Source organism: Hydrogenophaga sp. GW101-3F08, assembly GCF_059424585.1.
The window spans coordinates 140,715-167,223 of sequence record NZ_JBWKZP010000008.1; the positions used below are offsets into that span (position 1 = coordinate 140,715).

The 26,509-nt window shown below is 67.3% G+C and carries 19 protein-coding genes and 1 pseudogene; 13 read left to right on the top strand and 7 right to left on the bottom strand.

The window, feature by feature from the left end:
* The first annotated feature begins 77 nt into the window (after positions 1-77).
* From AC07YZ_RS19350 to AC07YZ_RS19390, 9 genes are all read left to right on the top strand, one after another.
* Positions 78-1,649 carry a sugar ABC transporter ATP-binding protein gene (locus tag AC07YZ_RS19350; RefSeq protein WP_494795930.1) on the top strand — a complete coding sequence of 524 codons (1,572 nt, stop codon included), beginning with the start codon at positions 78-80 and terminating at the stop codon, positions 1,647-1,649.
* Positions 1,646-2,641 carry an ABC transporter permease gene (locus AC07YZ_RS19355; RefSeq protein ID WP_226490767.1) on the top strand — a complete coding sequence of 332 codons (996 nt, stop codon included), beginning with the start codon at positions 1,646-1,648 and terminating at the stop codon, positions 2,639-2,641. Before AC07YZ_RS19350 ends, AC07YZ_RS19355 begins: the two co-directional genes overlap by 4 nt.
* Positions 2,638-3,627 carry an ABC transporter permease gene (locus tag AC07YZ_RS19360; protein ID WP_494795931.1) on the top strand — a complete coding sequence of 330 codons (990 nt, stop codon included), beginning with the start codon at positions 2,638-2,640 and terminating at the stop codon, positions 3,625-3,627. Before AC07YZ_RS19355 ends, AC07YZ_RS19360 begins: the two co-directional genes overlap by 4 nt.
* A gap of 1 nt (position 3,628) precedes the next feature.
* Positions 3,629-3,949, top strand: a complete 321-nt coding sequence (gene rhaM / locus AC07YZ_RS19365) for an L-rhamnose mutarotase (RefSeq protein ID WP_494795932.1) — start codon at positions 3,629-3,631, stop codon at positions 3,947-3,949.
* A gap of 2 nt (positions 3,950-3,951) precedes the next feature.
* On the top strand, positions 3,952-5,412 hold the full coding sequence (locus tag AC07YZ_RS19370) for an FGGY-family carbohydrate kinase (RefSeq protein WP_494795933.1): 1,461 nt from the start codon (positions 3,952-3,954) through the stop codon (positions 5,410-5,412).
* A gap of 83 nt (positions 5,413-5,495) precedes the next feature.
* Positions 5,496-6,014, top strand: a complete 519-nt coding sequence (locus AC07YZ_RS19375; protein WP_494795934.1) for a DUF1993 domain-containing protein — start codon at positions 5,496-5,498, stop codon at positions 6,012-6,014.
* A gap of 26 nt (positions 6,015-6,040) precedes the next feature.
* On the top strand, positions 6,041-6,583 hold the full coding sequence (locus AC07YZ_RS19380) for a DUF1697 domain-containing protein (protein ID WP_494795935.1): 543 nt from the start codon (positions 6,041-6,043) through the stop codon (positions 6,581-6,583).
* A 201-nt stretch (positions 6,584-6,784) separates the two neighbouring features.
* Positions 6,785-6,940: a hypothetical protein gene (locus AC07YZ_RS19385; protein WP_494795936.1), complete on the top strand. Its 156-nt coding sequence runs from the start codon at positions 6,785-6,787 to the stop codon at positions 6,938-6,940.
* Entirely contained in the window at positions 6,921-7,115 is a 195-nt protein-coding gene (locus AC07YZ_RS19390; protein ID WP_494795937.1) for a hypothetical protein, read from the top strand. The genes AC07YZ_RS19385 and AC07YZ_RS19390 overlap by 20 nt, the downstream gene beginning before the upstream one ends.
* A gap of 2 nt (positions 7,116-7,117) precedes the next feature.
* Here the strand turns inward: AC07YZ_RS19390 and AC07YZ_RS19395 are convergent, their stop codons facing one another.
* From AC07YZ_RS19395 to AC07YZ_RS19425, 7 genes and pseudogenes are all read right to left on the bottom strand, one after another.
* A complete protein-coding gene (locus tag AC07YZ_RS19395; protein WP_494795938.1) occupies positions 7,118-7,588 on the bottom strand; it encodes a hypothetical protein in 471 nt (156 codons plus the stop codon).
* A 513-nt stretch (positions 7,589-8,101) separates the two neighbouring features.
* Positions 8,102-8,527, bottom strand: coding sequence for a hypothetical protein (locus AC07YZ_RS19400; RefSeq protein WP_494795939.1), 426 nt, complete (start codon positions 8,525-8,527; stop codon positions 8,102-8,104).
* Between the two features lie 130 nt (positions 8,528-8,657).
* Positions 8,658-9,077 carry a hypothetical protein gene (locus tag AC07YZ_RS19405; RefSeq protein WP_494795940.1) on the bottom strand — a complete coding sequence of 140 codons (420 nt, stop codon included), beginning with the start codon at positions 9,075-9,077 and terminating at the stop codon, positions 8,658-8,660.
* A gap of 11 nt (positions 9,078-9,088) precedes the next feature.
* Complete coding sequence (locus tag AC07YZ_RS19410; protein WP_494795941.1) at positions 9,089-17,911, bottom strand: two-partner secretion domain-containing protein; 8,823 nt, start codon at positions 17,909-17,911, stop codon at positions 9,089-9,091.
* A 63-nt stretch (positions 17,912-17,974) separates the two neighbouring features.
* A complete protein-coding gene (locus AC07YZ_RS19415; RefSeq protein ID WP_494795942.1) occupies positions 17,975-19,639 on the bottom strand; it encodes a ShlB/FhaC/HecB family hemolysin secretion/activation protein in 1,665 nt (554 codons plus the stop codon).
* 208 nt (positions 19,640-19,847) lie between these two features.
* Positions 19,848-20,831: a DMT family transporter gene (locus tag AC07YZ_RS19420; RefSeq protein WP_494795943.1), complete on the bottom strand. Its 984-nt coding sequence runs from the start codon at positions 20,829-20,831 to the stop codon at positions 19,848-19,850.
* Between the two features lie 540 nt (positions 20,832-21,371).
* Positions 21,372-21,890: pseudogene (locus tag AC07YZ_RS19425) on the bottom strand (flavin reductase family protein); the annotation flags it as partial.
* A gap of 188 nt (positions 21,891-22,078) precedes the next feature.
* Here AC07YZ_RS19425 and AC07YZ_RS19430 point away from each other — a divergent pair.
* The 4 genes from AC07YZ_RS19430 (at position 22,079) to AC07YZ_RS19445 (ending at position 26,470) form a co-directional block, all read left to right on the top strand.
* Positions 22,079-23,218, top strand: coding sequence for a 2,5-dihydroxypyridine 5,6-dioxygenase NicX family protein (locus tag AC07YZ_RS19430; protein ID WP_494795944.1), 1,140 nt, complete (start codon positions 22,079-22,081; stop codon positions 23,216-23,218).
* A complete protein-coding gene (locus AC07YZ_RS19435) occupies positions 23,215-24,147 on the top strand; it encodes an alpha/beta fold hydrolase (protein ID WP_494795945.1) in 933 nt (310 codons plus the stop codon). The genes AC07YZ_RS19430 and AC07YZ_RS19435 overlap by 4 nt, the downstream gene beginning before the upstream one ends.
* Before the next feature lie 31 nt (positions 24,148-24,178).
* Positions 24,179-25,447: an acyl-CoA dehydrogenase family protein gene (locus tag AC07YZ_RS19440; protein WP_494795946.1), complete on the top strand. Its 1,269-nt coding sequence runs from the start codon at positions 24,179-24,181 to the stop codon at positions 25,445-25,447.
* Positions 25,448-25,531: 84 nt separating this feature from the next.
* Positions 25,532-26,470 carry a M14 family zinc carboxypeptidase gene (locus AC07YZ_RS19445; RefSeq protein WP_494795947.1) on the top strand — a complete coding sequence of 313 codons (939 nt, stop codon included), beginning with the start codon at positions 25,532-25,534 and terminating at the stop codon, positions 26,468-26,470.
* Positions 26,471-26,509: the final 39 nt, after the last annotated feature.

Below are 26,509 nucleotides of genomic sequence, written 5' to 3' on the forward strand. Positions count from 1 at the left end.
GGGGACGGCACCAGAGGCCCGGCAAAGCCGGTTCCTCGGTGCCCTGAGGTCGTCGTTTCTTGCTCCAATGTGCCTCCATGACCTCTGAGAACCCCTCCGCCTGGCTCCGGCTACAAGGCATTCACAAACGCTTCGGCCCCACCCACGCCCTCAAGGGCGTGGACCTGGAACTGGTGGGCGGCGAGGTGCTCGCGCTCATCGGCGAAAACGGCGCCGGCAAGTCCACGCTGGTCAAGACACTGACGGGTGTTTACCAGCCCGACGAAGGCCGCATCGAGCTGGGGGGCCAGCCGGTGCGCTTTGCCCGCGCGCAGGACGCACAGGCCGCCGGCATCGTGGCCGTGCACCAGGAAACCGTGATGTTCGAGGAGCTGAGCGCGGCCGAGAACATCTTCATCGGCCGCCAGCCCATGCGCCGGCTGGGGCCGCTGTCGTTCATCGACTGGGCGCGCATGAACACCGAAGCCCAGACCGTGCTCGACCAGGTGGGCGCCGGCTTTGCCGCCACCACCCCGGTCAAGCAGCTGAGCCTGGCGCAGCGCCACCTGATCGAGATCGCCCGCGCGCTGTCGCAAAAAGCGCGCGTGGTGATCCTGGACGAACCGACCGCCGCGCTCTCGCAGGCCGAGATCCGCGACTTCTACGGCCTGGTGCGGGGCCTGAAGGCGCAGGGCGTGGCCGTGCTCTTCATCACCCACAAGTTCGACGAAATCTTCGCCGTCGCCGACCGCTACGTGGTGCTGCGCGACGGCGCCTCGGTGGGCCACGGGCGCATCGCCGACGCGCGCGAGGGCGAGCTGGTCAAGCTCATGGCCGGGCGCGATATCGAGAAGATCTACCCCCACATCCCGCGCCGCGCGGGCGACGTGGTGCTGGAGGTGCAAGGCCTCTCGCACCCCACCGAATTCGACGGCCTGGGCTTCTCGCTGCGCGCCGGCGAGATACTGGGCTTTTATGGCCTGGTGGGCGCGGGCCGCAGCGAAGCCATGCTCGCGCTGATGGGCCTGAACCCGCTGGCGCGTGGACAGATCCGCGTCGGCGGCAAGGCGCTGAAGGTGCGCGAGCCCGCCGACGCCATCGCCGCCGGCCTGGCCTACGTGCCCGAAGAGCGTCAGCGCCAGGGCGGCATCCTGGACTTTTCGGTGCGCCACAACATCACGCTTGCCGGCCTGGCCGGCCCGGTCACGAACGCCGCCTCGCTCGCGCGTGGACCCTGGTTGTCCCGGGTCCGCGAGTCCGCGCTGGCCGAGTCCATGATCGCGCGCCTGCGCATCAAGACCGAGAGCCAGGACACGCCGCTGTCGGGCCTGTCGGGCGGCAACCAGCAGAAGGTGGTGATCGCCAAGTGGCTGGGGCTGAACCCGCGCATCGTGATCCTGGACGAGCCCACCAAGGGCATCGACGTGGGCGCCAAGCAGGCGGTCTACCAGCTGATCGCCGAGATGGTGGCGCAGGGCCTGGCGGTGATCCTGGTCTCCAGCGAGCTGCCCGAGGTGATGCACCTGGCACACCGCACCGTGGTCATGCGCCGGGGCCGCATGGTGGCCACCTACGAACAGGGCCAGGCCGACGCCGAAACCATCGTGGCCGCGGCCTCGGGCATCGAGCCCGAGGCGCTCCACCAACACGTGCTGGAGATGGCCGCATGAGCCTGTCTTCCCATTTCCATACGCGCCGCCGCGAGTGGCTGCTCGCGGCCATCATCGTCCTCATCGTGCTGGCCGTGGGCTGGCGCGCGCCGGTGTTCCTGAGCTGGCGCAACGTGCTCGACATCGGCAACGATTCGGCCATCCTCGTGATCCTGGTCATGGGCCAGATGCTGGTGCTGCTCACCCGTGGGGTCGACCTGTCGGTCGCCTCCAACCTGGCGCTCACCGGCATGCTCTGCGCGCTGGCCGCGCGCGCCTGGCCGGGCATGCCGCTGCCGGCGCTGCTGCTCATGGCCTGCGTGGTGGGCGCGCTGCTGGGCGCCGTCAACGGCTGGCTGATCATGCGGTTCTCGCTGCCACCCATCGTGGTCACGCTGGGCACGCTCTCGGCCTACCGCGGCGCCACCTTCGTGGCCAGCGGCGGGGCCTGGATCTCCGACCACGAAATCCACCCGCTCATCAAGGGCCTGCCGCGCGAGGACTGGCTGGGCCTGCCCGCGCTGATCTGGTTTGCGCTGGGCGTGTTGCTGGTCAGCGCCTACCTGCTGCGCTGGCGCCGCGAAGGGCGCGAGCTCTACGCCTACGGCGGCAACCCGCACGCGGCGCTGTACGCCGGCATCCCGGTGCGCCAGCGCCTGGTCATGGCCTACACCTTCTCGGGCCTGCTGGCCGGCCTCGCGGGCCTGCTCTGGGTGGGGCGCTATTCGATCGCCTTCACCGAACTGGCCTCGGGCTACGAGCTCACGGTGATCGCGGCCTGCGTGATCGGTGGCGTGAGCATTGGCGGCGGCGTCGGGACGATTGCCGGCGCGCTGCTCGGCGTGCTGTTCATCGGCGTCATCAACGGCGCGCTGCCGGTGATCCAGGTCTCGCCGTTCTGGCAGCAGGCCATTGCCGGCGCGGTGATCCTGATCTCGGTGGTGCTCAACGCGCGGGCCGACCGCACGCAGGGGCGCCAGATTCTCGAAACCCCGCAAGGAGCCCAAGCATGAAGGCGCTGGACACCTGGGAGCGCATCCTCATCGCGCTGATCGTGCTGGTGTACCTGGGCTTCGGCCTGGGCATCGAAGGCTTCTTCACGCCTTATGCGCTGGCCGACACCACCTACAACTTTTCCGAGAAGGCGCTGATCGCGCTGGCCATGGCCCTGCTGGTGATCGGCGGCGAGATCGACCTGTCCATCGCCGCCACCATGGCCCTGGCCTCGATGGCCATGGGCTTTGCCATGCAGGCCGGCGCGGGCGTCGGCACCATGGTGCTGGCGGCCCTGGTCACCGGCGCGGCCTGCGGCGCGCTCAACGGCTGGCTGGTCACGCGCTGGAAACTGCCCGCCATCGTCGTCACCATCGGCACGCTCTCGCTGTACCGGGGGCTGGCGCAGGTGGTGTTGGGCGACCAGGCCATCACCGGCTACCCCGAGACCCTGGTCACCTGGGGCAACGGCTACCTGGGCGACCTGCTCGATATGCCGTGGCTCATCGTGCCGATCGAGTTTGTCGTCATGCTGGTCGCGGCGCTGCTGGTGGGCCTGTTCCTGCACGCCACCGTGCACGGCCGGCGCATCTACGCCATCGGCGCCAACCCGGTGACCGCGCGCTTCTCCGGCATCGCGGTGGACCGCTACCGCCTGGGCCTGTTCGTGTTCGCCGGCATCATGGCGGCGCTGGCGGCGGTGCTGCTGACCGGGCGCATCGGCAGCACGCGGCCCAACCTGGCCATGGGCTGGGAGCTTGACGCCGTGACCATCGTGATCCTGGGCGGCGTGTCCATCCAGGGCGGGCGCGGCAGCGTGGTCGGCACCCTGCTGGCGGCCGTGCTGCTGGGCAGCTTCACCTTTGCCATGGGCATGCTCAACGTCACCGGCATCGTGGTCTCCATGGTGGTGGGCGGCCTGCTGATCGTGGCCATGGTGCTGCCCCAGTACCTGCGCCGCCTGGCCCCGCGTTTCCAGAAGCCACCGGCCGCAGGGAGTGCCTGACATGCCCACCGAAAAACACGCTTTCCGCATGTTCCTCAACCCCGGCTGTGTGGCCGAATACCGCCGCCGCCACGACGCCATCTGGCCCGAGCTGGTGGCCCTGCTCAAGGACGCGGGCATCGAGGACTACAGCATCTACCTCGACGAAGAACACGGGGTGCTGTTCGCCGTGTTGCGCCGCCGCCAGGGCCACACCATGGCCAGCCTGCCGCAGCACCCGGTGATGCAGCGCTGGTGGCAGCACATGAAGGACCTCATGCGGTGCCACCCCGACGGCTCGCCCGTGGCCGAGGACCTGCCGTGCCTGTTCCATCTCGATTGACCATGGACAGCGGCACACACACCCTGGTGCTCGACATCGGCAAGAGCAACGCCAAGCTGGTGCTGTTCAACGCCGAGGGCGACGTGCTGGCCCGCCGCGTGCAGGCCAACGCGTCGGTCGAGGCCGACGGCTACACCGCGCTCGGCACCGAAGCCCTGCGGGCCTGGCTGCTCGACGCCATGCCCACGCTGCCCGAGCGCCGGCAGATCGGCCGCATCGGCATCACCACCCACGGCGCCGCCTTCTGCGCCATCGGCGAACACGGCCTGGCCCTGCCGCCCATGGACTACGAATGGGACGGCTACGGCCCCTGGCGCGAACGCTACACCGCGCTGCTCGACGGCTTCGACGTCACCGGCTCGCCGCTGCTGCCGCTGGGCCTGAACGCCGGCCTGCAGCTCTACTGGCTGCAGCAGAACCGGCCGCAGGACTGGGCGCGCGTGCGCCACTGGCTGCCGTATCCGCAGTACTGGGCCTGGTGGCTCACCGGCGCGGTCGCCAACGAAGCCACCTCGCTGGGCTGCCACACCCACCTGTGGCAACCGGCGCGCAACGCCTTCGCCCCCTGGGCCGTGCGTCAGGGGCTGACCGAGCGCTTCGCGCCGCTGCGCCTCGCGCACGAAACGCTGGGCCCGATGCGCCCCGAACTCGCCACCGCGCTCGGCCTGCCCGCCGGCTGCCAGGTGCACGTCGGCCTGCACGACAGCAACGCCTGCCTGGCGCGCCACCTGCACGCGCTGCCCGGCGCCAGCGTCGTCTCCACCGGCACCTGGACGGTCATCATGGCGCCCGGCGTGCCCGCCGACACGCTCACGCTCGACCCGCTGCGCGACCAGCTCTTCAACCAGTCCATCGAAGGCAAACCCGTGCCCACCGCGCGCTTCATGGGCGGGCGCGAGTTCGCCCACCTCTGCCACGGCGCCGACCCGGCGCTGGCCACCGAGCGCGCCCTGCACGAGGTGCTGGAAGCCGGGTGGCTGGCCTTGCCCGGCAGCGACGCCGGGCCCAACACCCTCTTCGGCCAGGCCGGCGAGATCCTGCGCGGCGACCAGCCCATGGGCGTCGCGCCCCAGGTGGTGCCCCTGCACCTGCGGCCGGCCCTGGCCGCGCTCTACTGCGCCATGATGACCACCCGCATCCTGCTCGACCTGCTGCCCCCCGCGCTGCGGGCGCGCGCCCCACAGGGCGATGCCTCGTCCGTGGTGATCCTCGAAGGGCCGCTGGCCGACAACCCGGCCTACGCGGCCGCGCTCAGCGCACTGCTCGCGCCCCTGGCGGTGGTGCGCAGCCAGGACGAAGTCGAAGGCACGGCGCGCGGCGCCTGGCTGAGCACCCGCTGGGCCATGCCCCCGCACGGCCGCGACGCCTACGCCAGCGTCCCACCGCCCGCGGCCCCGGTGGTGCAGCGCCTGCAGGAACGCTTTCGGCGGTGGTCCACGGTGGCGGACGACGCTCTCGTGTGAACGGCTGAGCCCCGCCGCCTGCAAGGGATCGCGGGGGCGCGTAGCATGCGCTCCCGACCCTTTCATCCCTTTCAGGAACCCCCATGGCCATCACACTCTCGTCCGCCAGCCTGCCCGTCTTCCAGACCGCACTGACCAACCTGTTGCACTGCCTGGAGAAGGCCGAGGCCAGCGCCACGGCGCGCAAGTTCGACGTCAACGTGCTGTGCGCCGCCCGCCTGGCACCCGACATGCTGCCCTTCACCGCGCAGATCCGCATCGCCTGCGACGCGGCCAAGAACGGCACCGCGCGCCTGGCCGGCATCGAGGCGCCGAAGTTCGAGGACAACGAAACCACCTTCCCCGAACTCAAGGCGCGCATCGCCAAAACCCTGGACTGGCTGGCCACCGTGCCCGCCACGGCCATCGACGGCCGCGAAGCCGCCGAGATCGTGTTCCCGGTGGGCCGCGACAAGACCCGCAGCATGCCCGGCGAGGCCTACCTGAAGCACTACGCCCTGCCCAACATGTTCTTCCACGTCGTCACCGCCTATGCGCTGCTGCGCCACAACGGGGTGGACCTGGGCAAGGTGGACTACCTGGCGGGGCCGCAGGGCGCGTGAGATGACGTGAGCGGGAGACCACACCCATGCCCCGCTTCGTCGTTCTGCTCCGTGGCGTCAATGTCGGCAAAGGCAACCGCGTGCCGATGGCCGACTTTCGCGCCATGCTGGAGGAACAGGGTCACACCGAGGTGCAGACCCTTCTGAACAGCGGCAACGCGGTGTTCTCGTCCAAGAGCCGCAGCCCGGTCAGACTGGCGGCAGACGTGGCGTCCGCCCTTCAGGCGCGCTTCGGTGTCGCGACGCTGGTCATCGTCAAGACCACGGCCGAGTTCGCCGCCATCGTGGCCGACAACCCGATGACGCCACCGGAAGCCGAGCACCCACGCTTCCTCGTGGCCTTCGCGATGGACCGGGCCCGGCTGGCGGAACTCGATGCCCTGCGACCGCTGCTGCAACCCGGCGAGCGCCTCGCCGTCACGGAGCACGCCGCGTATCTGCACTGCGCGGGCGGGCTCCTGGAGAGCAGGGCGGGTGAGGCCCTGCTGGGCAAGGCCGGTCGGGGGATCACGACCCGCAACTGGGGCACGACGCTGAAGCTGGCTTCCCTGCTGGGTGTCTCGGCGTAAAACCCCTGCGGTGAGGTTTGCCCCAACTTGCATCGCGCCTGAGCGGGTTCCCGTCATCACGCGGGGATCGACGAGAGTTTGTGCTCGGATGGCTGGCCTGCTCGTGCTCAAGGACGGCTGGAAGGCCGTGACTGGCTTCCGTAGGTTGTTGATTTGAAATGATTCATCTGCTAGATCGCATTTTTTATTTCTGACAGGTGAATGAACTACCTCCCCCTACCCGACGAGGCCGCCCGCCAGGTCATCGACGCCCAGACCATCCTGGCCGAGCTGACCCGTGTGAAGGCGCTCGCTCGCCAGTACGAAGGCGGCATGTACTGGAAACAGGAAGGCGCCTATGGCTGCCCCCGGCCTTGAGGTTCATGCCCCCACCGCTGCTCCAGCTGTTGCCGCTGTTGGTCAGCTCGATATCGCGGTTGTCGATGCGCTGCTCGATCTTGATCAGATCGCCCGAGGACTTGTAGCGGTTGAAGAAGCTGTAGCTGTCCACATGCCCGCGCTGCGCGGTGGTCAGCTGCATGTCCTGGCATGAACTCAAGGTCGATCTGCCGTGGGGAAAAGTGACATTCCGTTGGCCGCCAAGGCGGCGGCGAACTCGTCGCGTCGCTCCGGATGCGCGGTGACGAAGTTGCGGCAGCAATCTTCAAACAGTGTCATGAACTCCGCCTTGTTGTAGATCACCAAAGGCGGGTCGTAGTCCCAGAACATCGGGGATACCCAAGCGAAGTAGGCATCTTCCGGCACTTCGCTTTCAGGTTCCTCATCGCACATGAACCGATGCTTCCACTGGCCGATTTCGTAGCCGGCTGGTTCAGCACCATCCAGAGTCGTCCTCCCACAAACCAGCTCCGTAACGGTGCTCAACACCTGCCCAGCGCGAAAACGACTATCCACCCCGCCAAGCACAAGCATTGTGGCGACTCCAAAGGGGCCATTTGGTGGTAGACGATGTTGCACCGATAGACCGGGGTAGCGAATTGGATCGCCATCCAAATCATGACTCATGGTTTCGTCCTTCCAGGGTGGGAGTACACGGAGATGTTGCCGGCCTTGTCTTTGCTAAGTAGGGTTACGAACGGTATGCCATTGATGTGCGTTGTCACGCCATTCGAAGACGGTTGAACGCCAGTTTTTGAAATTCTGTCCACACTTGTGACGATGCCTGCTTGGACATATCCAAGATTTGCTGGTCACTCCATCGTATGTCGTAGGTTGTCTTGGTTAGCGGGGCTTTGCCCGCGGCAATCCGATCTGGTGTGTTGTACTGTCGCTCCCAGACACCTGGTGCAATCTCGGTCTTGGCAATGTCCACTCCGCCCACTGTATTGAGCATGCTGCCCGTGCTGCCCGTGCTGCCCGTGCTGGCGGTATGGGCACTGCTCTGGCTGGCCACGCTCGCTTGAAGGCGTATGCCGAAGACGCCTCCAACACCGTCACCGGGTTGCCGCCAAACTCGGAGGCCACGCCCAAGGGCGTGGTCATGGATGTTGTTGTTTCCACACCCAAAGCAGCGGCTATTTAGGTATCACCCATCTCCTTGAAAAAATCAAAATCAATTGCTGCTTCATAGCGCGTCTTTACCGCACCTACTGCGGCTGGCGTGATATCTACAAAAGCCAATTCATCATGCCCACGTTCCTGGATGTACAAACTGGCCGCAGTAATTTCAGGCGAAATCCCAGCAGCCAAAAGACCAATCACTTTTGCCCTATGAAAAACAAAACTCTCGCCACCACCAAGAGAGAGGATTGCTTGACGCACAGCATAGACAATATTTCTATCTGAGAGCTTTATCTTCACTGCCTGCTTGTAATCCTTAGGTAATTGCTTCTTTAGTAAATATGGATCATTATCAACAATGACCAACCATCCGCTGAGTTCGATTTGAATATCGGCTGTATTGCGTGTACTACCCGCGTTTTCAAAGAACTTGCGAGCATTCATGTTTATTTGCCCGCAATGCACAAGTTTTGTGCGAAATCATTATCACGCGCACCAGTCCTGCAAGATTCAAGACGAATTGTCTCACAATAATAGGCAGGGATGCCGAGATAGAATCCATTGATTTTGAATTTCAGATTGACCTTGACGTTTTTAGCTGCGAAATGATCAATTGCGCCATCTCTGTTTCTGTGGGGTTTCTCGATAAATATGCTTCTATCGCCCTTCCAACGTAGTTATTGAAGTCATGTGTGGCCATAAACATATCCGGGCAAGCAAGCTCAAATGCTGTCGGCTCTACGTGCACATGGAATCGCGCATCTATGGGCCACTCTGAATAATATGGAAGCTCTCCAGCGGGACCGGTATCACGACGCTCAATCATCCACCCTGGTTCTCCTTCAATTCCACCGATATCGTGACCATCGATCAGTAAGCACGACAACTCGCGCAGTCGCCCATCCATCAGAATGACGTTTAGGGCAAGCTTGACTGCGGCATCTTGATCTGTCTGTGGATTTAGGCCTCCAAAAGCCTGTTGCAAATAGTCCATGCTGAAGCTCCTTACTTGATTGGATGTACGTTGCCGATAAACGCATTTCCATTTTTATCAACGTTGATGTAGGAGCGGAAATTGATCCCGCCTACCGAACCATCAATAACCCTGACTGTTGGATTTTGCAAGTATTGCGTCCATGCCTGTTGGCCCGCTTGCTGCGCGTTATTGATTAACGTTTGATCGCTAAACACAGCGGGGTCATATACGGTCTTACTGCCAGAAACCACCTTTCCTGTTGCTGGATTGGTGTAGGTATATGGAAGTTCATAAACACCCGCAGTACCGGTTGGTTTCAATGTGTATGTGGCTCCCATAGTGTCCAACGCGTTTGTCGCATTGGTAAGGTTGTGGGTGCCACTCAGTTGACCGGACTTAGTAAATCCATCAGGACCAATCAGGTGGCTTTGCAAATCAGTGCGGAAGGCTAATCCATCAGCCGAACCCACTCCCCCATTTGCCCCGCTTCCAATCAAGGGGCTAGCCTTGACCGACGATCCATCAGCAAACCGAAGCAGCTTCTGCCCATTCTCGACCACGACCGTGGCGACCTTGCTACCCAAGGTGATCATGCTCCCGATCAGCAAGTCCTCTGGCCCAGGCATCGCCAGCAGCAGCCCATCAGCCGTGCTCTGTCCCAACTGATCCTGCAGGTTGTCCGGGCGTGTGACCGGTCCAATCGTTGATGTGTTCAGCGCCGTGGCGCCGTTGGTGCTGTTGGCGTAGACCAGCCCACCGTAGCTGCCGCTCACCACATTGCCCATTGATTGGGCTTCCTGCACCTTGATTGCGCAGGCCGCTTCGCTGGCTCCGGCGCCACCACATGCCTGCTGGAGTTCCCGATCTCTCTGGCGCGAAAGGTTGGCCAGATCGTCACGCCGGCCGCATGCGGCCGGGTCTCCTGCATTGCACTCGGCCACAGCGCGATCGTATTTCTCAACCTCCGAAAGCGCCAACCGGCTGGGCTTGTTGTGATTCAAGTAGTTGTTCACCGCCGCGTTCTGCGCGGTGCCCATGGCGGTCTGCATGGTGGAGGCATCGCCGCCGATGAGCAATGCAGCACCCGCGCCCGAGAGCTTGGCCAGCTCGGTGACGGTGTTGCGGATCTGATCGACCTGGGCCTTGAGCTGTGCGTTGTTCGGGTCCTTGGCGAGCTTGTCTTCCAGATCGCCCAGGCCCTGACCGTCGCCATACCAACTGGCCACCATCTCCCCGATCACCGCGCCCGTGGCCCCGGGGGCGCAGCCGCTGCTGCTGCCGGCCGTGGCCGTGCCCACGGCACAGCCCAAGAGCGCGTGCGCCAGCTTCTTGCCCAGCGCGTCGATCTGCCCGGCCTGCGCCGCGTCGCCAATCTCGTCCGCCCCCTTGGCCGCCAGGGTGTTGATCAGCGCGCCCTGCAAGTTGTTCTTGAGCGCATCCTCCAGGCTGGTGCCCATCACCGCGCTCTCCAGCACCGCGCTGGTGATGCCCTGCACCGTGTTCTTGGCGAGAAGCTGGCCGACACTGGAATTGGCGTTGACCGTGTCCAGCCCGGTCCCGGAGAGGATGCCCTGCGTCAGCCCGGCCGTGGCCATGGTCAGCAGCAGGCCCTTGGCGTTGTCCGAGCTGCCCAGCTCCTTGAGCACCGCGCCGATGTCGCCCTTGTTGTTGATCAGGCTCACCGCCGCGGTGGAGGCCAGGGAGGAGAAGCCAGCGGTAAAGCCTGCGGCCACGGCGCCGGTGGAAGAAGCGCCCACTGTGGTGGCGGCGGCTCCGCCCGCACTGCTGGCCGCACCATAGGTCAGGATGGACACCACGATGATCACCACGATGGTGGCTTCTTGCGTCAGGCCCGACTTGGAGAAGTCCAGACTCTTGTTGAGCGCCTCCACGCGCTGCCAGTCGATGTCGCTCCTCTCCCCCAGCGCCTTGAGGTACGCCTGGCCCGGCTCCTGGGACAGCGTCTCGATGGCTTGCCTGACCTTGGCGCCCTTGGGCAACTGCACCGAGACCCCACCGGCGCCCTGGTACGGGCTCACCCCCGGCGGGATCGTGCCGTGGATCTCGGGCATGTGCAGCGTCTGCTCAATGCTGCCCTTGCTCTTCGTGCTCTGCCAGCGGATGGTGCTGGTGAACACGCTGTCCTCCACGTGGCGCGTGTCCATGGCCGCCACGGCCGTGACCTTGCCGCCGGCGCTCAGCGGGTTGATCCGCCCACCCCGGATCACCGAGCCTTCAATCAGGGCATCGCCGCCCACGTTGCGGCTGACGGTGCCCGAGCCGGCGTTGATGTCGGTCACGATGGCCGTGCGGGTGGAGTCGATGTGGGTCTCGGTGCGGTCCTTCTCGGTCCTGCCGCCGCGGTCTCCCAGGGTCGCCAGCGCCAGCATGTTGTTGTTGAAGTCCGCCAGGTACACCCCCGGCCCGCTGCGCTCGATGGACTGGACGCTCACCCGCTCCTTGACGTCGTAGGCCGCGCGCTCCTCGTAGTTCTTGCCCGCGCTGGCGCTGTAGCCCTGGGCTTTGATCTGCGCGCCCACCAGGCTGAGGTTGCCCCCGGCCTTGAGGTTCATGCCGCCCCCGCTGCTCCAGCTGTTGCCGCTGTTGGTCAGCTCGATGTCTCGGTTCTCGATGCGCTGCTCGATCTTGATGAAGTCGCCCGAGGACTTGTAGCGGTTGAAGAAGCTGTAGCTGTCCACATGCCCGCGCTGCGCGGTGGTCAGCTGCATGTCACCGCCCGCCCTGAGGCTGGTGCTGCCACCGACCTGGGCGTTGACCCCCTGGGCCACCAGGTTCTTGCCGGCGCTGGCCTTGAGGCTGCCGCCGACGTTGATGTCCACCCCGGTCTGGTTGTAGGTGCTGCGCTCGTAGCTCCACTCGGGGCCCTTGCCCACGGGCTTGCCGTCCTCATCGCGCGGGGACTGCGCGCGCACCTGTTTGCCCGTGTCGTAGGCCAGCAGCAACAAGTCACCGCCAGCGCTGAGCCGGGCGTTGCCCCCGGCCTTGATGCCCCCGCCCACGAACACCATGTCGCCCCCGGCCTTCATGGTGAGGTTCTGGCGCGCGGCGATCTGGCCCAGGATGCTGGTGATGCCGCCCGAGGCGCGCAGGTTGACGTTCTGACCCTGCAGCGTGCCCAGCACGTTGGTGATGTCCGCGGCGTTGATGGCCAGGTTCTCGCGCGCGGCCAGGGTGCCCGAGTTGAACAGGCCGCCCGTGAGGTTGATGTCCATGCCCTTGGCCGAGATCAGGCCGGGCCGCAGGGTCGGCGTGTCGTGCTCGACCAGCGCGTAGAGCTGGGGCACCAGCACACGCTGCACCCGCCCGTCGGGCAGCTGCACCTCTTGCTCGACCAGCCAGACGATGTCGCTGGTGAGCTGGGCCATCTGCTCGCGGGTGAGCGCGATGCCGGGCTTGAGCGCATGGGCCTGGGCAAAGGCCACGCCCGCGTTCATGAGCGCGCGGTACTGCTCTTCGTCGTTGGTGAAGCTGCCCAGGAAGCGCCGCCCGGTGAGCTGGGCCACCTGCTCGCGCACCAGCTTCTGTTCGTAGAAGCCGTCGCCCAGGCGCTGGGTCTGGGTGGCGGGGTCGTGATCCAGCTGCGTGAGCATGAAGTCCGAGCCGATCCAGCGCCGCTGCTGCACGAACTCCGGGTCGGTCTCCACCAGGTAGCCCGCGGGCGCGCCGATGCGCAGCTGGAACAGGGCGTTGCTGGGCAGGGGAACGCGCACGGCGGGGGCGTTGACCTGCTGGGCGGCGGTGGCGCCCGCGCCGCTGACCGCGCCGGGGTTGGCCACGCCGCCGGGCAGGGTGCGCACCACCACGCCCGGGCCGCTTTGGCCCAGCTGGGGGGTGGGCGTGCTGCCGTTGGTGTTGAGCGTGCTGCCCGTGCTGGCGGTCTGGGCGCTGGTCTGGCTGGCCACGCTCACCCCCTCGGCCGCGCCGGCGCGGCGCGCACCGTGGTTGGGGTTGGTGTGCACCGCCAGCGTGGCGGAGAGTTCTTCGTACTGGGTCTGCTGGGAGAACTCGCGCTCGACCGCATCACTGAAGAAGCGGCGCTGGCGGTGGTGCCAGTCGTACCAGCGCTCTTCGGTGTAGGACAGCTGGGATGTGCCGTTGTCTTCGGTGACGGTGATGGAGCGGAACCCGTCGATGTTCTGCAGGCTGGAGCCCGTGAGGGAGAAGTTGCCACCCACCAGGATCGTGCTCTTGTCGTTGACGGTGTTGCTGGCGTTGACCGTCATGTTGCCGCCCACGCTGATGCGCGCCGGGGCGCTGCCGGTGTTGCCGCTTGTGGTGGTGGTGCGGTCGTATTCGTCGATCAGCCACTGGTTGGCCGCGATCACGGGGCTGCCGTCGTCGGGCACGTAGTCGGCGCGGTACTGCTCGTCGTATTCCAGGCGCCAGTCCATCTGGCCGGTGGCCTCGCCCAGGGGCTGCTGGTACTGCGGGTGGCCCGGGTCGACCGGCAGGTATTCCTTGATGTGTTCGGTGGTGCTGCTGGAGTAGCTCTGGCCGTGGCCGTCCACGTTCTGCAGGCTGCCGGCGTGGAGGGTGAGGTTGCCAAACACGTCGACTTCGGCGCTGCTGTTGACGAAGGCGCCGGCGCTGCCGGTGGCTTGTCCGGCGCCGTCGAGCGCGCCGCCCACGCGCAGGTCGCCCACGGTGAGCAAGAGGGCGCCGTCTTTGTTGGTGACGCTGCCCACGCCCAGGTCCATGTCGCCCCGGCTGGCGATGACGGGGTCGGTGCCCGCGCCGCCGAGGTTGTTCAGGCTGTTGGCCGCGATGGAGATCTGGTCGCCGTAGATGCGCCCGGCGCCGGTGTTGTTGACGGTGCCGGCCTGGATGAGGGTGAAGCTGCCATTGACCAGGCCCTGGTTGTTCAGGGTGCCGGTCTGCAGGTCGATCAGGCCCGCGCGCAGGGCGCCGGTGCTCTGGTTGTGGATGTCGGGGGCCACGACGTTGAGCACCTGGGCCGCTTCGATGGTGCCCGCGTTGGTGAGCGTGGCCGCGGTGGCCAGTGCCATGTCGTTGGCGGCTTGCATGACCGCGCCGCTGCGGTTGTTCAGCCCCGCGCTGAGCGTGACGTGCACGTCGCCATCGACCGTGGCGGTGCTGCCGTCGGGCTGGGTTTGCGCACGCCCGGCGTTGGCGATGGTGCCGCCGTTGTCCAGGCTGCGCGCGTCCAGCGTGAGCTGGCCGTTGGCGACGATCAGGCCACCCGCTCCGTTGACGACGGACAGGGTCTTGCCGCTGGCGTTCAGGCCGTCCTGGGTCAGGGGGTCTTTGATGCTGAGGGTGTGGGTGCTGGAGAGCAGGCCGCCGGTGCTCTCCATCTGGCCCGAGGCGGTGATGCGCAGATCGTCCACAGCCAGCAGGGCGCCTCGGGTGTTGATCACGTCGGTGGCCTGAACTTCGACGGTCTGGCCCTGCACGCCCTGCACGCTCAGGGTGCCGTTGACGGTTTGCTGGGTGTCGCTGTTGTCCAGACGGGCGGTCTGGATCGTGAGCTGGCCGCTGGCCGCCACCAGGCCCATCTGGCGGTTGTCGAGCGCGCCGGCGCCGGTGCGGATGTCCAGGTCCTGGGCGGACTTGATGTCGCTGCCCTGGTTGAGGATGCCGCCGGTGTGCAGGCTGGTGTTGCCACCGGCGGCGACGGTGGAGCGGGTGGTGCCCGAAGTGCCCGTCACGGCGCGGTTGTCCAACGCGCCGCTGCTGGTCACGCTCAGGCTGCCGCCGGCCAGCACCTGGCCTGCGCGGTTGTCCAGGCCGGTGGCGGCGCTGCCACCCACGGTGATGCTCACGTCGGCACCGCCTTGCAGCACGCCGCGCTGGTTGTCGATGGCGCCGCTGGTCAGGCTCAGGCCCGCGTTGGCCAGGATGGCGCCGTCGCTGTTGCCCAGCGCGCCATCCTGGGCGTCGATGGTGATGGACTCTCCAGCGATGAGGCCCTGGGTGTTGTCCAGGCCTCGGGACTGGATGTCCACCGTGCTCAGGCTCTGGATGTTGCCTTCGCGGTTGTTGAAGGTGCCCGTGACCTGAATCGTCACCGGGCCGCTGACGCCGGCCATCTGGCTGCGCTCGCTGGACAGGTTGGCAGCGCTCAGCGACAGGGCGCCGTTGGCCGCCATGACGGTGTCGTCGGCCTGCACGTCGCCCTGCACCTGCAGTTGCAGGTCGTCCTGCGCGCTGAAGGCGGCGGCGTCGGCCTCCAGGCTGGCGGCGGTGATCCGCATGCCTTGGCCGGCGCTCAGCAGCGCCTGCGAGGCCAGCACGGCGCCACCGGCCTGCAGCTGGCTCTGGCCGGTGGCGGTGATCTGTGCCTGGGTGGCCGAGACTTGCGCGCCGCTCAGGCTCAGCTGACCGCCGGTGGCCACCGCGGCGCGGTCGAGCTGGGTTTGCCCCTGGCTGCGCAGCGCGAGTTCGCCAGCACCCGCGTGCACGACGGTGGCGTCGCGCAGGTCGATGCTCTGGGCGGCGATCTGGAGGTCTTGTGCGTTGCCCAGGAGGGTGGCGCCCTGGGCGTTGACCGGTCCATCCACCGCGATGGCCAGGTCGGCCCCGGTGCCGGTTTGCAGCAGCGTGCCGCGTTCGTGTTGCCACTGGGCGGCGCCGATGTTGACCTGGCTGGCGCTGAGGGTGCCGTCGGTGGTCTTGAGCTGGCCCTGGGCGTCCAGGCTCAGGCGGTTGATGGCCTGCAGGCTGGCGCCCTGTGCCTGGATGTCCGCGCCGGTGGCGCGCAGGTCGATGTCTTGCGACAGGATGTCTTGCCCACGCAGGTCGATGCCACCGGCCGTGGCCTTGAGTTGGCCACCGGCCAGGGTCTGGCCCTGCAGGCTCACGCTGCCGGTGCTGTCCTGCCCCCCTTGCAGGGTCAGGTTGCCCTGGCCAGGGCCGACGAACCCGTCGGGCGCCATGCCGGCGGCGATCACGGATGCATTGCCGCTGTGAATGCGGCCGTCGCTGGCGGACGTGGAGAGGTCCACATGCCCGCGGGCTGCGATCAGGCCCTGGTTGTCGATGGCTTGCCCGGTGAGCATCTGCAGCTGGCCGCCGGCATAGACCTGGCCGGTGTTGTCGATGCCCTGGGTGCTTTGCCAGCGCAGGTCGCCATCGGCCACCACCCGACCGCTGTTGTCGATGTATTCGCTGGCGTTGATGCGGTTGTGCGCGCCGCTGAAGATCTCGCCGCTGTTGTTGAAGGTGGTGGCGCCGTCGAGCGTCACGCCGGTGTCGCCCAAGATGCTGCCGCTGTTGTCGACCGCGCCACCGGCCTGGAGCTGCACGGCGCCGTCGGCCAGGATCTGGCCTTCGTTGCGGATGCCGGCCGAGGTGTTGAGCAGCACGCTGTGTTCGCTCATGATGGCGCCGGTGTTGCCGATGCCCTGCGGAGCCTGGACCTGCACGGACCCGTTCACGACGATGGAACCCGCGTTGTCAAAGCGCGAGGCGGAGCTCAGCTGCAGCAGGTTGCCGGCGTTGAACTGGCCACGGTTGTTCACCTGGGTGGCGTTGAGGTCCAGGTTGTTGGCGGCGCTGATGGAGCCGCTGTTGTCGAGCTGGCCGCTGGCGTTGATGTGCGCATCGGCACCGGCCGAGATCTGCCCGGTGTTGCCGATGTCGCGGGCGCTCAGGGTGGTGTTCTGCCCGGCGGACATCCCGCCACTGTTGGTGATGTTGCCGCTGGTCTGGACGCTGAGCGATCCGCGGCTCTGGATCTGGCCGCTGTTGTCCAGGCCCGCGGTGGGCCTCAGCTGGGCATGGCCGGCCACCGCCAGGGTGCCACGGTTGTCGAAGCGGCCGTTGTTGTCGATCTGCGCGTTGCCTTGCGAGCCGATATGGCCGGGGTTGATCAGGTCGCCCTGGGCATTGAGGGTGAGGCCGGAAGACCCGGCCTGGATGGCGCCGGCGTTGCGCACGCCCACGCCGGCTTCGGTGCCGATGAGCGTGATCTTGCCCGCGTACATGCCGCCCAGACGGGACACGTCCAGCGCGAAAGCAGGGCGCGATCCGCTGGCGGCAATGGTCTGGTGGTTTTGTTGCAGGGCGTCGATGTCGTTGGCGCCGGTGACGATCTGCAGTTCCTGGGCGTGCAGGGGGCCGTCGACCTGCACGGCGCGCGCCAGGATGCCGGTGTAGTCCGTCAGGCTGGCGTCGAAGCCCCGGTCACCGATCTGGATCGTGCCGCCGCGCACCGTGAATCCGTCGAGGCGGCCTTCCTGGACGTTCACCTCACCCGTGGTCAGCGTGGCGCGGCTGGCGTTGATGAACCCGCTGCCGTTGACCTGCAGGCCCGCAGGGTTGGCGATCACGATCTCGGAACGCTGGCCGGCGATCTCGATGAAGCCGTTGAGGTGGCTGGGGTTGTTGCTGTTGACCTCCAGCAGGATCACACGTGCTTCGCCGGTGGCCAGCCAGGGGTTGCCCTGGACCCAGCCGCCGATCTGCGTGGGGGCGTTGGTGCGGCTGTTGTTGACCACGGCGCCCTGGCGGTCCACGTCCAGCTGCGACAGGCGGTTGCGCGAGACACCGGCGGTGCTGGGCGTGGTGATGTTGATCTGCGGCAGCCCGTTGCCGGTGGTCAGCACGGTGGGGCGCTGAGCGCCGGGGGCGGTGTTGTCGGCGCGGATCTGCGCCATGGCCTGCAAGGGTTGCAGCAGGCTCTGGGTGAGCATGGCTGACAGGGCCAGGGTATTGACGAGGCGAACGGTGCCGCTGGCGCCGCCGACGGCAGGGCCGCGTCGCTCGCCGCGGTTGTGGCTCCCTTTGCCTTGTCCCCTGGCCGCTTCGGCCACGACCATCAGGCAACCCCGGATCTTGCTGAATACCCAGCGTCCACAGTGTTTGTTCACGTGCTCACTCCCTCAATCGATTTCGTTGTGTGCCGGACGTTTCCGGCGACTGGCGCCGTCTCGTCAGAACGAGCGGTGCAACATGAAGCCCCAGGTGCTGGACGCCGCCTTGAGTTCGGCGGGTTTGCTGATGGGCTTGCCCCAGAAGACGTCGTACTGGAATCCACCGAGCAGGCCCTTGATGCCCACAACCGCGCCGGACAGGCGGGTACCTGGCAGGTTGACGGTCGACGGGCCGGAGACACGTCCCATGTCCCAGCCCAGATAGGGTGAATGCCCAGGTGCCCAGGCCGGTGACCAGTTCAGTTCGTTGCGCCAGAGCACCCCGCTTTCGGCCACCAGCGAGGCTTCGTTGTCGAAGCCGCGCACGGTGTAGCGCCCACCGATGCTGAAGCGATCCTGTGGCGTCAGACGCGTGTGGTGTTTTTGCAGGCGCACGGTGCTGCGGTAGTTCCAGGCGTCGGCTTGCGCCTTCCACGGCACCAGAACACTCAGGCTGGCGGTCGTCAGGCGGTAGCGGCTGGTGCCCTCGTCAAAGGCTTCTTCCGGGGCCGGCAGACTGCCCAGGCCCTTGAGGCCTTGTTTGAGCGTCAAATTGCCGTCGATGGTGGACGGGCCCCAGTACAAGCGGTGAGACAAGCCCCAGGCCAGAGAGGCAACGGCCCTTCGCTGGACAAGCACCTCGGTGTCGTCAATGAAGTTGTTCGAGGTCCGGCGCTGCAGGCTGGCGTGGGTGGTCGTCACATGTCGGTTGGTGCGCCAGAGCACCCGGTCGACGTTGAACTCGATGTTGTCGCTCTGGCCCGAGTAGCGGTAGGTGTCGAAGGCGCCCTCAATGGTCTGGTGGTAGTCGTTGCGGCTCAGGTTGACGCTGTAGAGCCAGTAGCCCCATGGCACCGAGTAGTGCGCGGCCAGGGCCTGGCTGCCCTTGGGCGACGGACCCTCTCTGCCACCGAAACCCCGGGTGAGGCTGACATAGGCCAGATCGCTCAGCCCCAGCAGGTTGTCTGCCGAGACCGTGGCGTTGCCCTGGAATTTGCCGGTGCTGTCGCTGCCGGCATCGTCGAGCGACGTGCTCAGGCGCCACTGGCGTGCCTGGGTCCAGTTCAGCTGCAGATTGCTCTGGCCGGCTTCTTTTCCAGGTGCAATCTGCAGGTCTGCGTTGACCGTGGGCACGCGCTGCAGGTTCTCCAGAGCCTGCTCCACATCGCGCAGGTTGAGCAGGTCACCAGGCTGCGCGGACAGCACCGTTGTCGCACGGATATGCCCGCGCGCGGACTCGGACACCTCCAGCTCCCCGAGTCGCCCCCCGATGGGGTGAAAGTTGAGCACGCCGCTGGCGATGTTCTGGTTTTCCACGATCACCCGCGTGGTGACGTAGCCCCGGGCAATGATGGTGTTCTGCAGGCGCTTCTGGATCAGGTTGATGCCCTCGACGCCCAGACAGCGACCGAGCGGAGAGTCGTCCCCCGTGGCGCCGTTGATGCCATTGGTGGCCCAGGCAAAAGTGCCGGCGTCTGGCCCGCTGAGCCGTACTTCTTGAATCTGGAAGCAGGGCTGCTCACCCGAAGGCAGGCGTTGTTCGTCCTGTGTGCTCAGGTCTTTGGGCGCCTGTGCAGCTTCCGGTGTGGCCAATGCGCGTCGGGCCGCTTCGCTTTCCTGCTGACGGCGCAACTCGATGGATGGATCCGGCAACCCCTCCTGGGCTTGCGCCCAGGTGGTTCCCATGACCAAGCTGCACGCAACCCACCCCATAGCCCTCCTCAGTGGGCCTCCCCCATGCCTTGTTTTCACTTGTTAAAACTTGTTACTCTGAAAAGGCACGGATTCTAAAGGCTTACATTTTTGTTCCCAGATGGCGCCATCGATGGACAGTCGTGTTCGTCCGTTGGCCTGTGGTAATCACAATGACTTCGCGGCGGAAGTATCAGGGTGATCATCCCTTGCGGCTCACCAACACAATCCCCGCCGCCACACCCAGCAGCGCCAGCACCAGCTGCAGCGTCAACGGCTCGCCCAGCAGCACCACGCCGAACACCAGCGCGAACACGGGGGTGAGGAAGGTGAAGGTGGACATCTGCGTGGCGGGGTAGTGGCGCAGCATCCACATCCAGGTCAGGTAGCTGGCGAAGGCGCCCACGGCGGTCTGCAGGAACACCGAGCCCCAGGCCAGGGCCGAGTACTCGAAACTCCAGGTCTCGCCCAGCGCGAGCGAGAGCAGCGGGGCCACCGCGGCGGTCACGCCCAGTTGGTAGAACAGCGATTTTTCGGCCACCACCGTGGCCACCCGGGTGGTGCGGATCGCCAGCGTGGTCAGGCCCCAGAGCATGCCGGCGGCCAGGCCCATGGCGTCGCCGATCCATTGGCCGGGGACCGGCGCCGGGCCGCCCCAAGCCGGGCCAGCCCCCCCGGGGGGCAGCGACCCGCGCAGCGGTGGAGCGTGGGGGTCCATCGGTATCGAGCCATGGAGGAAGGCCTCGCTGAAAGCCACCGCCACGGCGGCAAAGGCCAGCGTCAGGCCGATCCACTGGATGCGCCGCAGCCGTTCGCTTTTCACGAAGCGCGGCAGCAGCAGCGCCACCCAGAACGGGCTGGTGTAGAGGAACACAGTGAGGCGCGAGGCGCTGGTGTGGGTGAGCCCGATATAGATGAAACAGAACTCGCCCGCGAACAGCAGACCCACGATCAGCCCGCCCCACAAGGAGCCGTCGCGTTTGAACAGCGGCACGCCGCGCAGTTGGCACCACAGCCAGAGCAGGGCGGTGGCGCCCCACATGCGCACCGAGGCCTGCCACAGCGGCGGGATCTCGCGCGAGGCGAACTTGATCAGGATCTGCTGGAAACCCCAGAAGGCGCAGCAGGCCACGAGCAGGGTGATGGCGAGGGTGTCGAGGTGGTCTTTGCGCTGGACGGGGGTCATGGATCGGGAGGGTTGGGGCGCACGCCGCGCTGGCGCTGTCGCACGGGCAAGGGGCGTTCAGCGCCCTTCGGCCAGGCGCTGCAGATGTCTTTTGAGCGTCTCGGCTTCGCCGGGCGACCAGCGCGAGAGCAGGGTGGTTTCCTGCTGGCGGGCCTGTTCGATCAGCGCGGCGGCGATGCGCCGTCCGTTGGCGGTGGTGGCCACCAGGGTGCGGCGCTGGTCGGCCGGATCGGCCAGCAGCTCGACCAGCCCGTCCTCGGCCATGCGCTGGACCAGCTTGGTGACGGTGGGTTGTTTGGCGAGCACGTCGTGCGCGAGCTGGCCCAGGGGCAGGCTGCCCTGCAGGCCGGCGGCACCGGGCGCGAGCGCCGCGTCGTGCAGCACGGCCAGCACGCGCCAGGCGATGTGGGTCAGGCCCTGGGCCGTGATCGCGTTCTCAAAGTCGCGGTACACGGCGTGGTTGGCCTGGCCGAGCAGGTAGCCCAGGTAGCTGCCGACGAAGCGGCCGTCGGTGGGCTGCGGCGCGCTGGGGTCGGCCTGCAGCGGGTGCTCGGTGTAGAAGCGCCCGCCGTGGTAGAGCAGGGGTGAGGCGGAGGCGCGGCGCGTGCAGCGCTCGACCTCGCCGACGAAGATCACATGATCGCCCTCGGTGTACTGGCTGCGGTTGAAGCACTCGAAGGTGGCGACGCAGCCGGTGAGCAGCGGCGCGCCGCTGACGCCTTCGACGAAATCCACGCCCTGCCAGCGGTCCACGTCGCGCGCGGCGAAGCGCTCGGCCAGCGCCTGCTGGTCGGCCGCGAGCACGTTGATGGCGTAGTGCTGGCCGTTGGCAAACACCGCCATCGAGCCGGCCGCGCGCCCCAGGCTCCAGAGCACCAGCGGCGGGTCCAGCGAGACCGAGTTGAACGAGCTGGCGGTCAGCCCCGCGAGTTCACCGGACGCGGTGCGCGCGGTCACGATGGTCACGCCCGTGGCGAACATGCCCAGCGCCGTGCGGAAGTCGCGCGGGGAAAAGTCGGGAGGCCGTGCCTGGTGGCCGGCGGAGCGGGCAGGGGACATACGTGGAATTTATATGAAAATTCATGAATAATGCGCTTCGGACCTGTCTCAACCTTAAGAGCTCAGGGTTGATCAAACCATTTTTCAGCGCACGTGCCTTCGTCAAGGATGCCGTGGAACCGGCTCCGCCGGGCCACAGGCATCGCCCCCCGAGGGGGTGACGCCGAAGGCGGCGCGGGGGAGACCTCATGCTTCAGGAGCGGACCGAACCCGCCTGGATCGACGCTTTCGAAACCGTGTTGCGGCGCTGCGCGCTGCAAGCCGGTGACACGGTGGCCATTCTCGGCGAAACCCAAAGCCGCCCGGTGCTGCTGGAATTGGCGCGGCTGGCGGCGGCCCGCATCGGTGCCGATGCCTTCACGCTCACCCTGCCGTCGGTGTTCACCCGCGGCGAGCCGGTGGCGCGCTCCACCGGCGCCACACCCGCCATCCAGCAACTGGGCCCGGTGATCGCGGCGCTGCAGGCCTGCACCCTGGTGGTGGACTGCACCGTCGAAGGCCTGATGCACGCGCCCGAGCTGCCCGCCATCCTGCGGGGCAACGGCAGCACCCAGCCGCGCATCGTCTACGTGAGCAACGAACACCCCGAGGCGCTGGCGCGCCTGTTGCCCGACGACGCGACCGAAGCGCGGGTGAAAGACCACGTCAAGCGCCTGCGGGGCGCGAAGGCCATGCGCGTGACCTCATCCGCGGGCACCGATCTCGCCATCTCGCTGCAAGGCGCGGTGGCCGGCGGCAACTGGGGCAGCACCACCCGCCCGGGCACGCTGACCCACTGGCCCGGCGGCCTGGTGCTGGCGTTCCCGGCGGCGGGCAGCGTGAACGGCACGCTGGTGCTCGCCGAGGGCGACGTGAACCTGACCTTCAAGCGCTACATCGAGCGGCCGATCACGCTGACCATTGAAAACGACCACGTGACGCGCATCGAGGGCACGGGGGTCGATGCCGAGCTGCTGCGGTCGTACTTTGCCGCATGGGGCGAGGCGGATGGTTTTGCCGCCGGGCCGCCCCAAGGCGAAACGCGCCCCCTCGGGGGGCAGCGACCCGCGCAGCGGCGGAGCGTGGGGGCCCCCGGTCCTGCGTATGCGGTGAGCCACGTCGGCTACGGCCTGAACGACGCCGCTCGCTGGGACAGCATGGCGCTTTACGACAAACGCGACTTCAACGGCACCGAACTGCGCGCTTTCGCCGGCAACTTCCTCTACAGCACGGGGGCCAACGAAACCGCCGGGCGCTACACGCGAGGCCATTTCGACTGGCCCATGCGGAACTGCAGCGTGGCGCTGGACGGCACCGTGGTGGTCGACGCCGGAAAGGTCGTGGCGTGAACAGCATTCCCCGATTCACCACCCTGGGCGACGGCGCCACCACCGTGCTCATGTTGCACGGCATCGGCGGCGGGCACCTGGCGTTTGCGCCGCAGGTCGAGACCCTGGGCGAGGTCGGCTACCGCGCCGTGGCCTGGGACATGCCGGGCTACGGCCACAGCGCGCCCATCGAGCCCTACACCTTCAAGGGCCTCGCTGAGGCGTGCATCAGGCTGATCGATGCGCTGGTGGGCGAGCGGGACGATCCGGCGCAGGGCCGCCCCAAGCCGGATCAGCCCCCGGACCTGGCGAAGACCGGGGCCCTTCCCCGTTCTGGGGCAGCGACCCGCGCAGCGGCGGAGCGTGGGGGCTCCGTGGTGCTCGTCGGCCACAGCATGGGCGGCATGGTGGCGCAGGAGGTGATCGCGCGGCGACCCGATCGCATCAGCAAGCTGGTGCTCTGCGGCACCTCGGCGGCCTTCGGCAAACGGAACGACGGCCGCGACGCCGAGGCCTGGGCGCGGCAGTTCATCGGCCAGCGCACCGCGCCGCTGGACGCCGGCCAGTCCATGGCCGACATGGCTTTGAGGCTGGTGCCGCAGATGGTCGGCCCGGGTTCGCTGCCCGAAGGCGTGCGCCTGGCCGAGCAGTGCATGGCGCGCGTGCCGGCCGCCACCTACCGGCGCGCGCTGGACTGCATCGTCACCTTCGACCGGCAGGCCGCGCTGGCCCACATCGGCGTGCCCACGCTGCTGATCGGCGGCGAGTTCGACCGCGTGGCCGCACCGTCGGTGATGAAGCGGATGGCGCAGCAGATTCCGAACGCGCGCTACGTGGAGATGGCCGGCATCGGCCACCTGATGAACCTCGAAGCCCCCGACGAGTTCGACCGCATCCTGCTGGACTTCCTGCGCGAGCGGCCGCCGAAGTCGCGGCCCGATCTGCACTGAACACGACCCACCCGAAGAGGAGACAAGACCCATGAACAACCCCGTCAACCCCCACACCGGCCTGGACTTCACCCCCGCCGTGGGCGACATGGCCTTCACGCCGCTGCAGCGCGAGCTGCTGGCCAAGGCCCACGCGCTGGGCCGCGACAAGTTCGCCGCGCGCGCCCCGCAGTGGGACACCGAAGCCAGCTTCCCGTTCGCCAACTACGACGACCTGCGCGAGGCGGGTTTCCTCAAGCTCTGCGTGCCCACGTCGCACGGCGGCCTGGGCGCGGACTACACCACCTACATGATGGTGGCTGCCGAGATCGGCCGCTTCTGCGGCGCCACCGCGCTCACCTGGAACATGCACATCTGCTCGACCATGTGGACCGGCGTGCTGGCCGACGGCATCCCCATGACCGACGATCAACGCCGCGAACACGCGGCCCGGCGCGAGCTGCACTTCGGCCGCATCGTCAACCAGGGCGCGCTCTACGCCCAGCCCTTCAGCGAAGGCACGGCCGCCGCCGCCGGGCGCGCGCCCTTCGGCACCACGGCGAAGAAGGTCGAGGGCGGCTGGCTCATCAACGGCAAAAAGATCTGGGCCAGCCTCTCCGGCGCGGCCGACTACTACGGCGTGCTCTGCACCGAAGACAAGGGCGACCACCACCCCGACGCGCGCGACACGCTCTACATCAGCGTGCCCGCGAAGTCCGAGGGCTTTTCCATCAGCGGCGACTGGGACCCGCTCGGCATGCGCGGCACGGTCAGCCGCAACCTGGCGTTCAAGGACGTGTTCGTGAGCGACGCCGAACAGCTCATGCCGCGCGGCATCTACTTCAAGGGCGCGCAGACCTGGCCCGCCATGTTCTTCACGCTCTCGCCCACCTACCTGGGCGTGGCCAACGCCGCCTACGACTTCACGGTGATGTACCTGCGCGGCGAGGTGCCTGGCGAGCCACCCGTGAAGCGCCGCCAGTTCCCCACCAAACAGATCGCGGTGGCGCAGATGCGCATCCAGCTGGAGAACATGAAGAGCATCTTCGCCCGCGCCATCGCCGAAGCGAAACCCAACCCTAGCAAAGACGAGAAGATGCGCCTGTACGCCGCGCACTACAGCGTGATGGAAGGCGCCAACGACATCGCGCGCCTCGCGATCCGTACCTGCGGCGGCCAGAGCATGCTCAAGCACCTGCCGCTGGAGCGCCTGTACCGCGACAGCCGCTGCGGCGCGCTCATGCTGCCCTGGACGGCCGAACTGATCCTCGACCGCATGGGCCGCGAGACGCTGTACGAAGCCGGCGAAAAGGACGAGTGAAAAGAACCCGTGAAAAGGGCGGGTGAGCCCGGGGCCATTGCCCCGGGCCCCCCGGCCGGGCGGGGCGCTCCCTAGAATGCCCGGATGCGATTTCCCCTCCCGCCCCGACCCCTGCGTGGCCTGCCTTGGCGGGGCTTGGCCCTGGGCCTGTTGTGGCTGCCGGCCGTTGCCATGGCCGCGGCCGGCGCCCGCAGCGGCCCCGGGCAGCCACCGGCTGCGAGCACCGGCGGCCAGGACCCCTGCACCGAGTTCGTGGCCCGGCTGCCCAACGTCAAGGCGCCGCTGTGCGCGGCCGCCCAGCTCAAGCCCACGGTGGGGCGGTCCTTCCAGGGCCGCACCCTGTACGCGCGCGACGTGGTCGCGCCCGAGGCGCGCATCCGCGTGCTGGTGATCGGGGCCATGCACGGCGACGAACTCTCGTCCGCCTCGGTGGCGCTGCACTGGATCCAGCGCGCGCTGGAGACGCCGTCCAACGCCCACTGGCGCTTCATCCCGGCGCTCAACCCCGACGGCCTGATGGTCCGGCCCGCGACCCGCATGAACGCGCGCGGCGTCGACCTGAACCGCAACTTTCCCACGCCGAACTGGGCGCGCGACGCCAAGGTCTACTGGGAAAAACGCACCCGCAAAGACCCGCGCCGCTGGCCCGGGCCCAGCCCCTTGTCGGAGCCCGAGTCGCGCTACCTGCACGACGAGATGGAGCGCTTCCAGCCCGACCTGATCGTCAGCATCCACGCGCCCTACGGCGTGCTCGATTTCGACGGCCCGGGCGTGCCCCCGCCCCAGCTCGGGCGGCTCTACCTGGACCAGGTCGGCATCTTCCCCGGCAGCCTGGGCAACTACGGCGGCGTGCACAAAGGCATGCCGGTCGTCACCATCGAGCTGCCCAGCGCGTTGCGCACCCCGCTGGACGCGGAAGTCCGCCAGATGTGGCTGGACCTGCTGCGCTGGATGAGCGAGCGCATCGTGCCCGGAGAGCCGGCCGGCCAGGTGGTGCCGGTGAAGGCGAAGAAGACCGGTTGAGGGGCCGGGCGCTTTCACACGCAAAAAAGCCCGCGTCGC

Excerpts from the sequence above, each read along its gene's own strand:
- AC07YZ_RS19360 (WP_494795931.1), top strand. The coding sequence starts at position 2,638 with ATGAAGGCGCTGGACACCTGGGAGCGCATCCTCATCGCGCTGATCGTG.
- AC07YZ_RS19440 (WP_494795946.1), top strand. The coding sequence starts at position 24,179 with ATGAACAACCCCGTCAACCCCCACACCGGCCTGGACTTCACCCCCGCC.
- AC07YZ_RS19445 (WP_494795947.1), top strand. The coding sequence starts at position 25,532 with ATGCGATTTCCCCTCCCGCCCCGACCCCTGCGTGGCCTGCCTTGGCGG.
- AC07YZ_RS19380 (WP_494795935.1), top strand. The coding sequence starts at position 6,041 with ATGCCCCGCTTCGTCGTTCTGCTCCGTGGCGTCAATGTCGGCAAAGGC.
- rhaM (WP_494795932.1), top strand. The coding sequence starts at position 3,629 with ATGCCCACCGAAAAACACGCTTTCCGCATGTTCCTCAACCCCGGCTGT.
- AC07YZ_RS19405 (WP_494795940.1), bottom strand. The coding sequence starts at position 9,077 with ATGGACTATTTGCAACAGGCTTTTGGAGGCCTAAATCCACAGACAGAT.
- AC07YZ_RS19400 (WP_494795939.1), bottom strand. The coding sequence starts at position 8,527 with ATGAATGCTCGCAAGTTCTTTGAAAACGCGGGTAGTACACGCAATACA.
- AC07YZ_RS19390 (WP_494795937.1), top strand. The coding sequence starts at position 6,921 with ATGGCTGCCCCCGGCCTTGAGGTTCATGCCCCCACCGCTGCTCCAGCT.
- AC07YZ_RS19355 (WP_226490767.1), top strand. The coding sequence starts at position 1,646 with ATGAGCCTGTCTTCCCATTTCCATACGCGCCGCCGCGAGTGGCTGCTC.
- AC07YZ_RS19375 (WP_494795934.1), top strand. The coding sequence starts at position 5,496 with ATGGCCATCACACTCTCGTCCGCCAGCCTGCCCGTCTTCCAGACCGCA.
- AC07YZ_RS19385 (WP_494795936.1), top strand. The coding sequence starts at position 6,785 with ATGAACTACCTCCCCCTACCCGACGAGGCCGCCCGCCAGGTCATCGAC.
- AC07YZ_RS19370 (WP_494795933.1), top strand. The coding sequence starts at position 3,952 with ATGGACAGCGGCACACACACCCTGGTGCTCGACATCGGCAAGAGCAAC.
- AC07YZ_RS19420 (WP_494795943.1), bottom strand. The coding sequence starts at position 20,831 with ATGACCCCCGTCCAGCGCAAAGACCACCTCGACACCCTCGCCATCACC.
- AC07YZ_RS19350 (WP_494795930.1), top strand. The coding sequence starts at position 78 with ATGACCTCTGAGAACCCCTCCGCCTGGCTCCGGCTACAAGGCATTCAC.
- AC07YZ_RS19395 (WP_494795938.1), bottom strand. The coding sequence starts at position 7,588 with ATGAGTCATGATTTGGATGGCGATCCAATTCGCTACCCCGGTCTATCG.
- AC07YZ_RS19415 (WP_494795942.1), bottom strand. The coding sequence starts at position 19,639 with ATGGGAACCACCTGGGCGCAAGCCCAGGAGGGGTTGCCGGATCCATCC.
- AC07YZ_RS19430 (WP_494795944.1), top strand. The coding sequence starts at position 22,079 with ATGCTTCAGGAGCGGACCGAACCCGCCTGGATCGACGCTTTCGAAACC.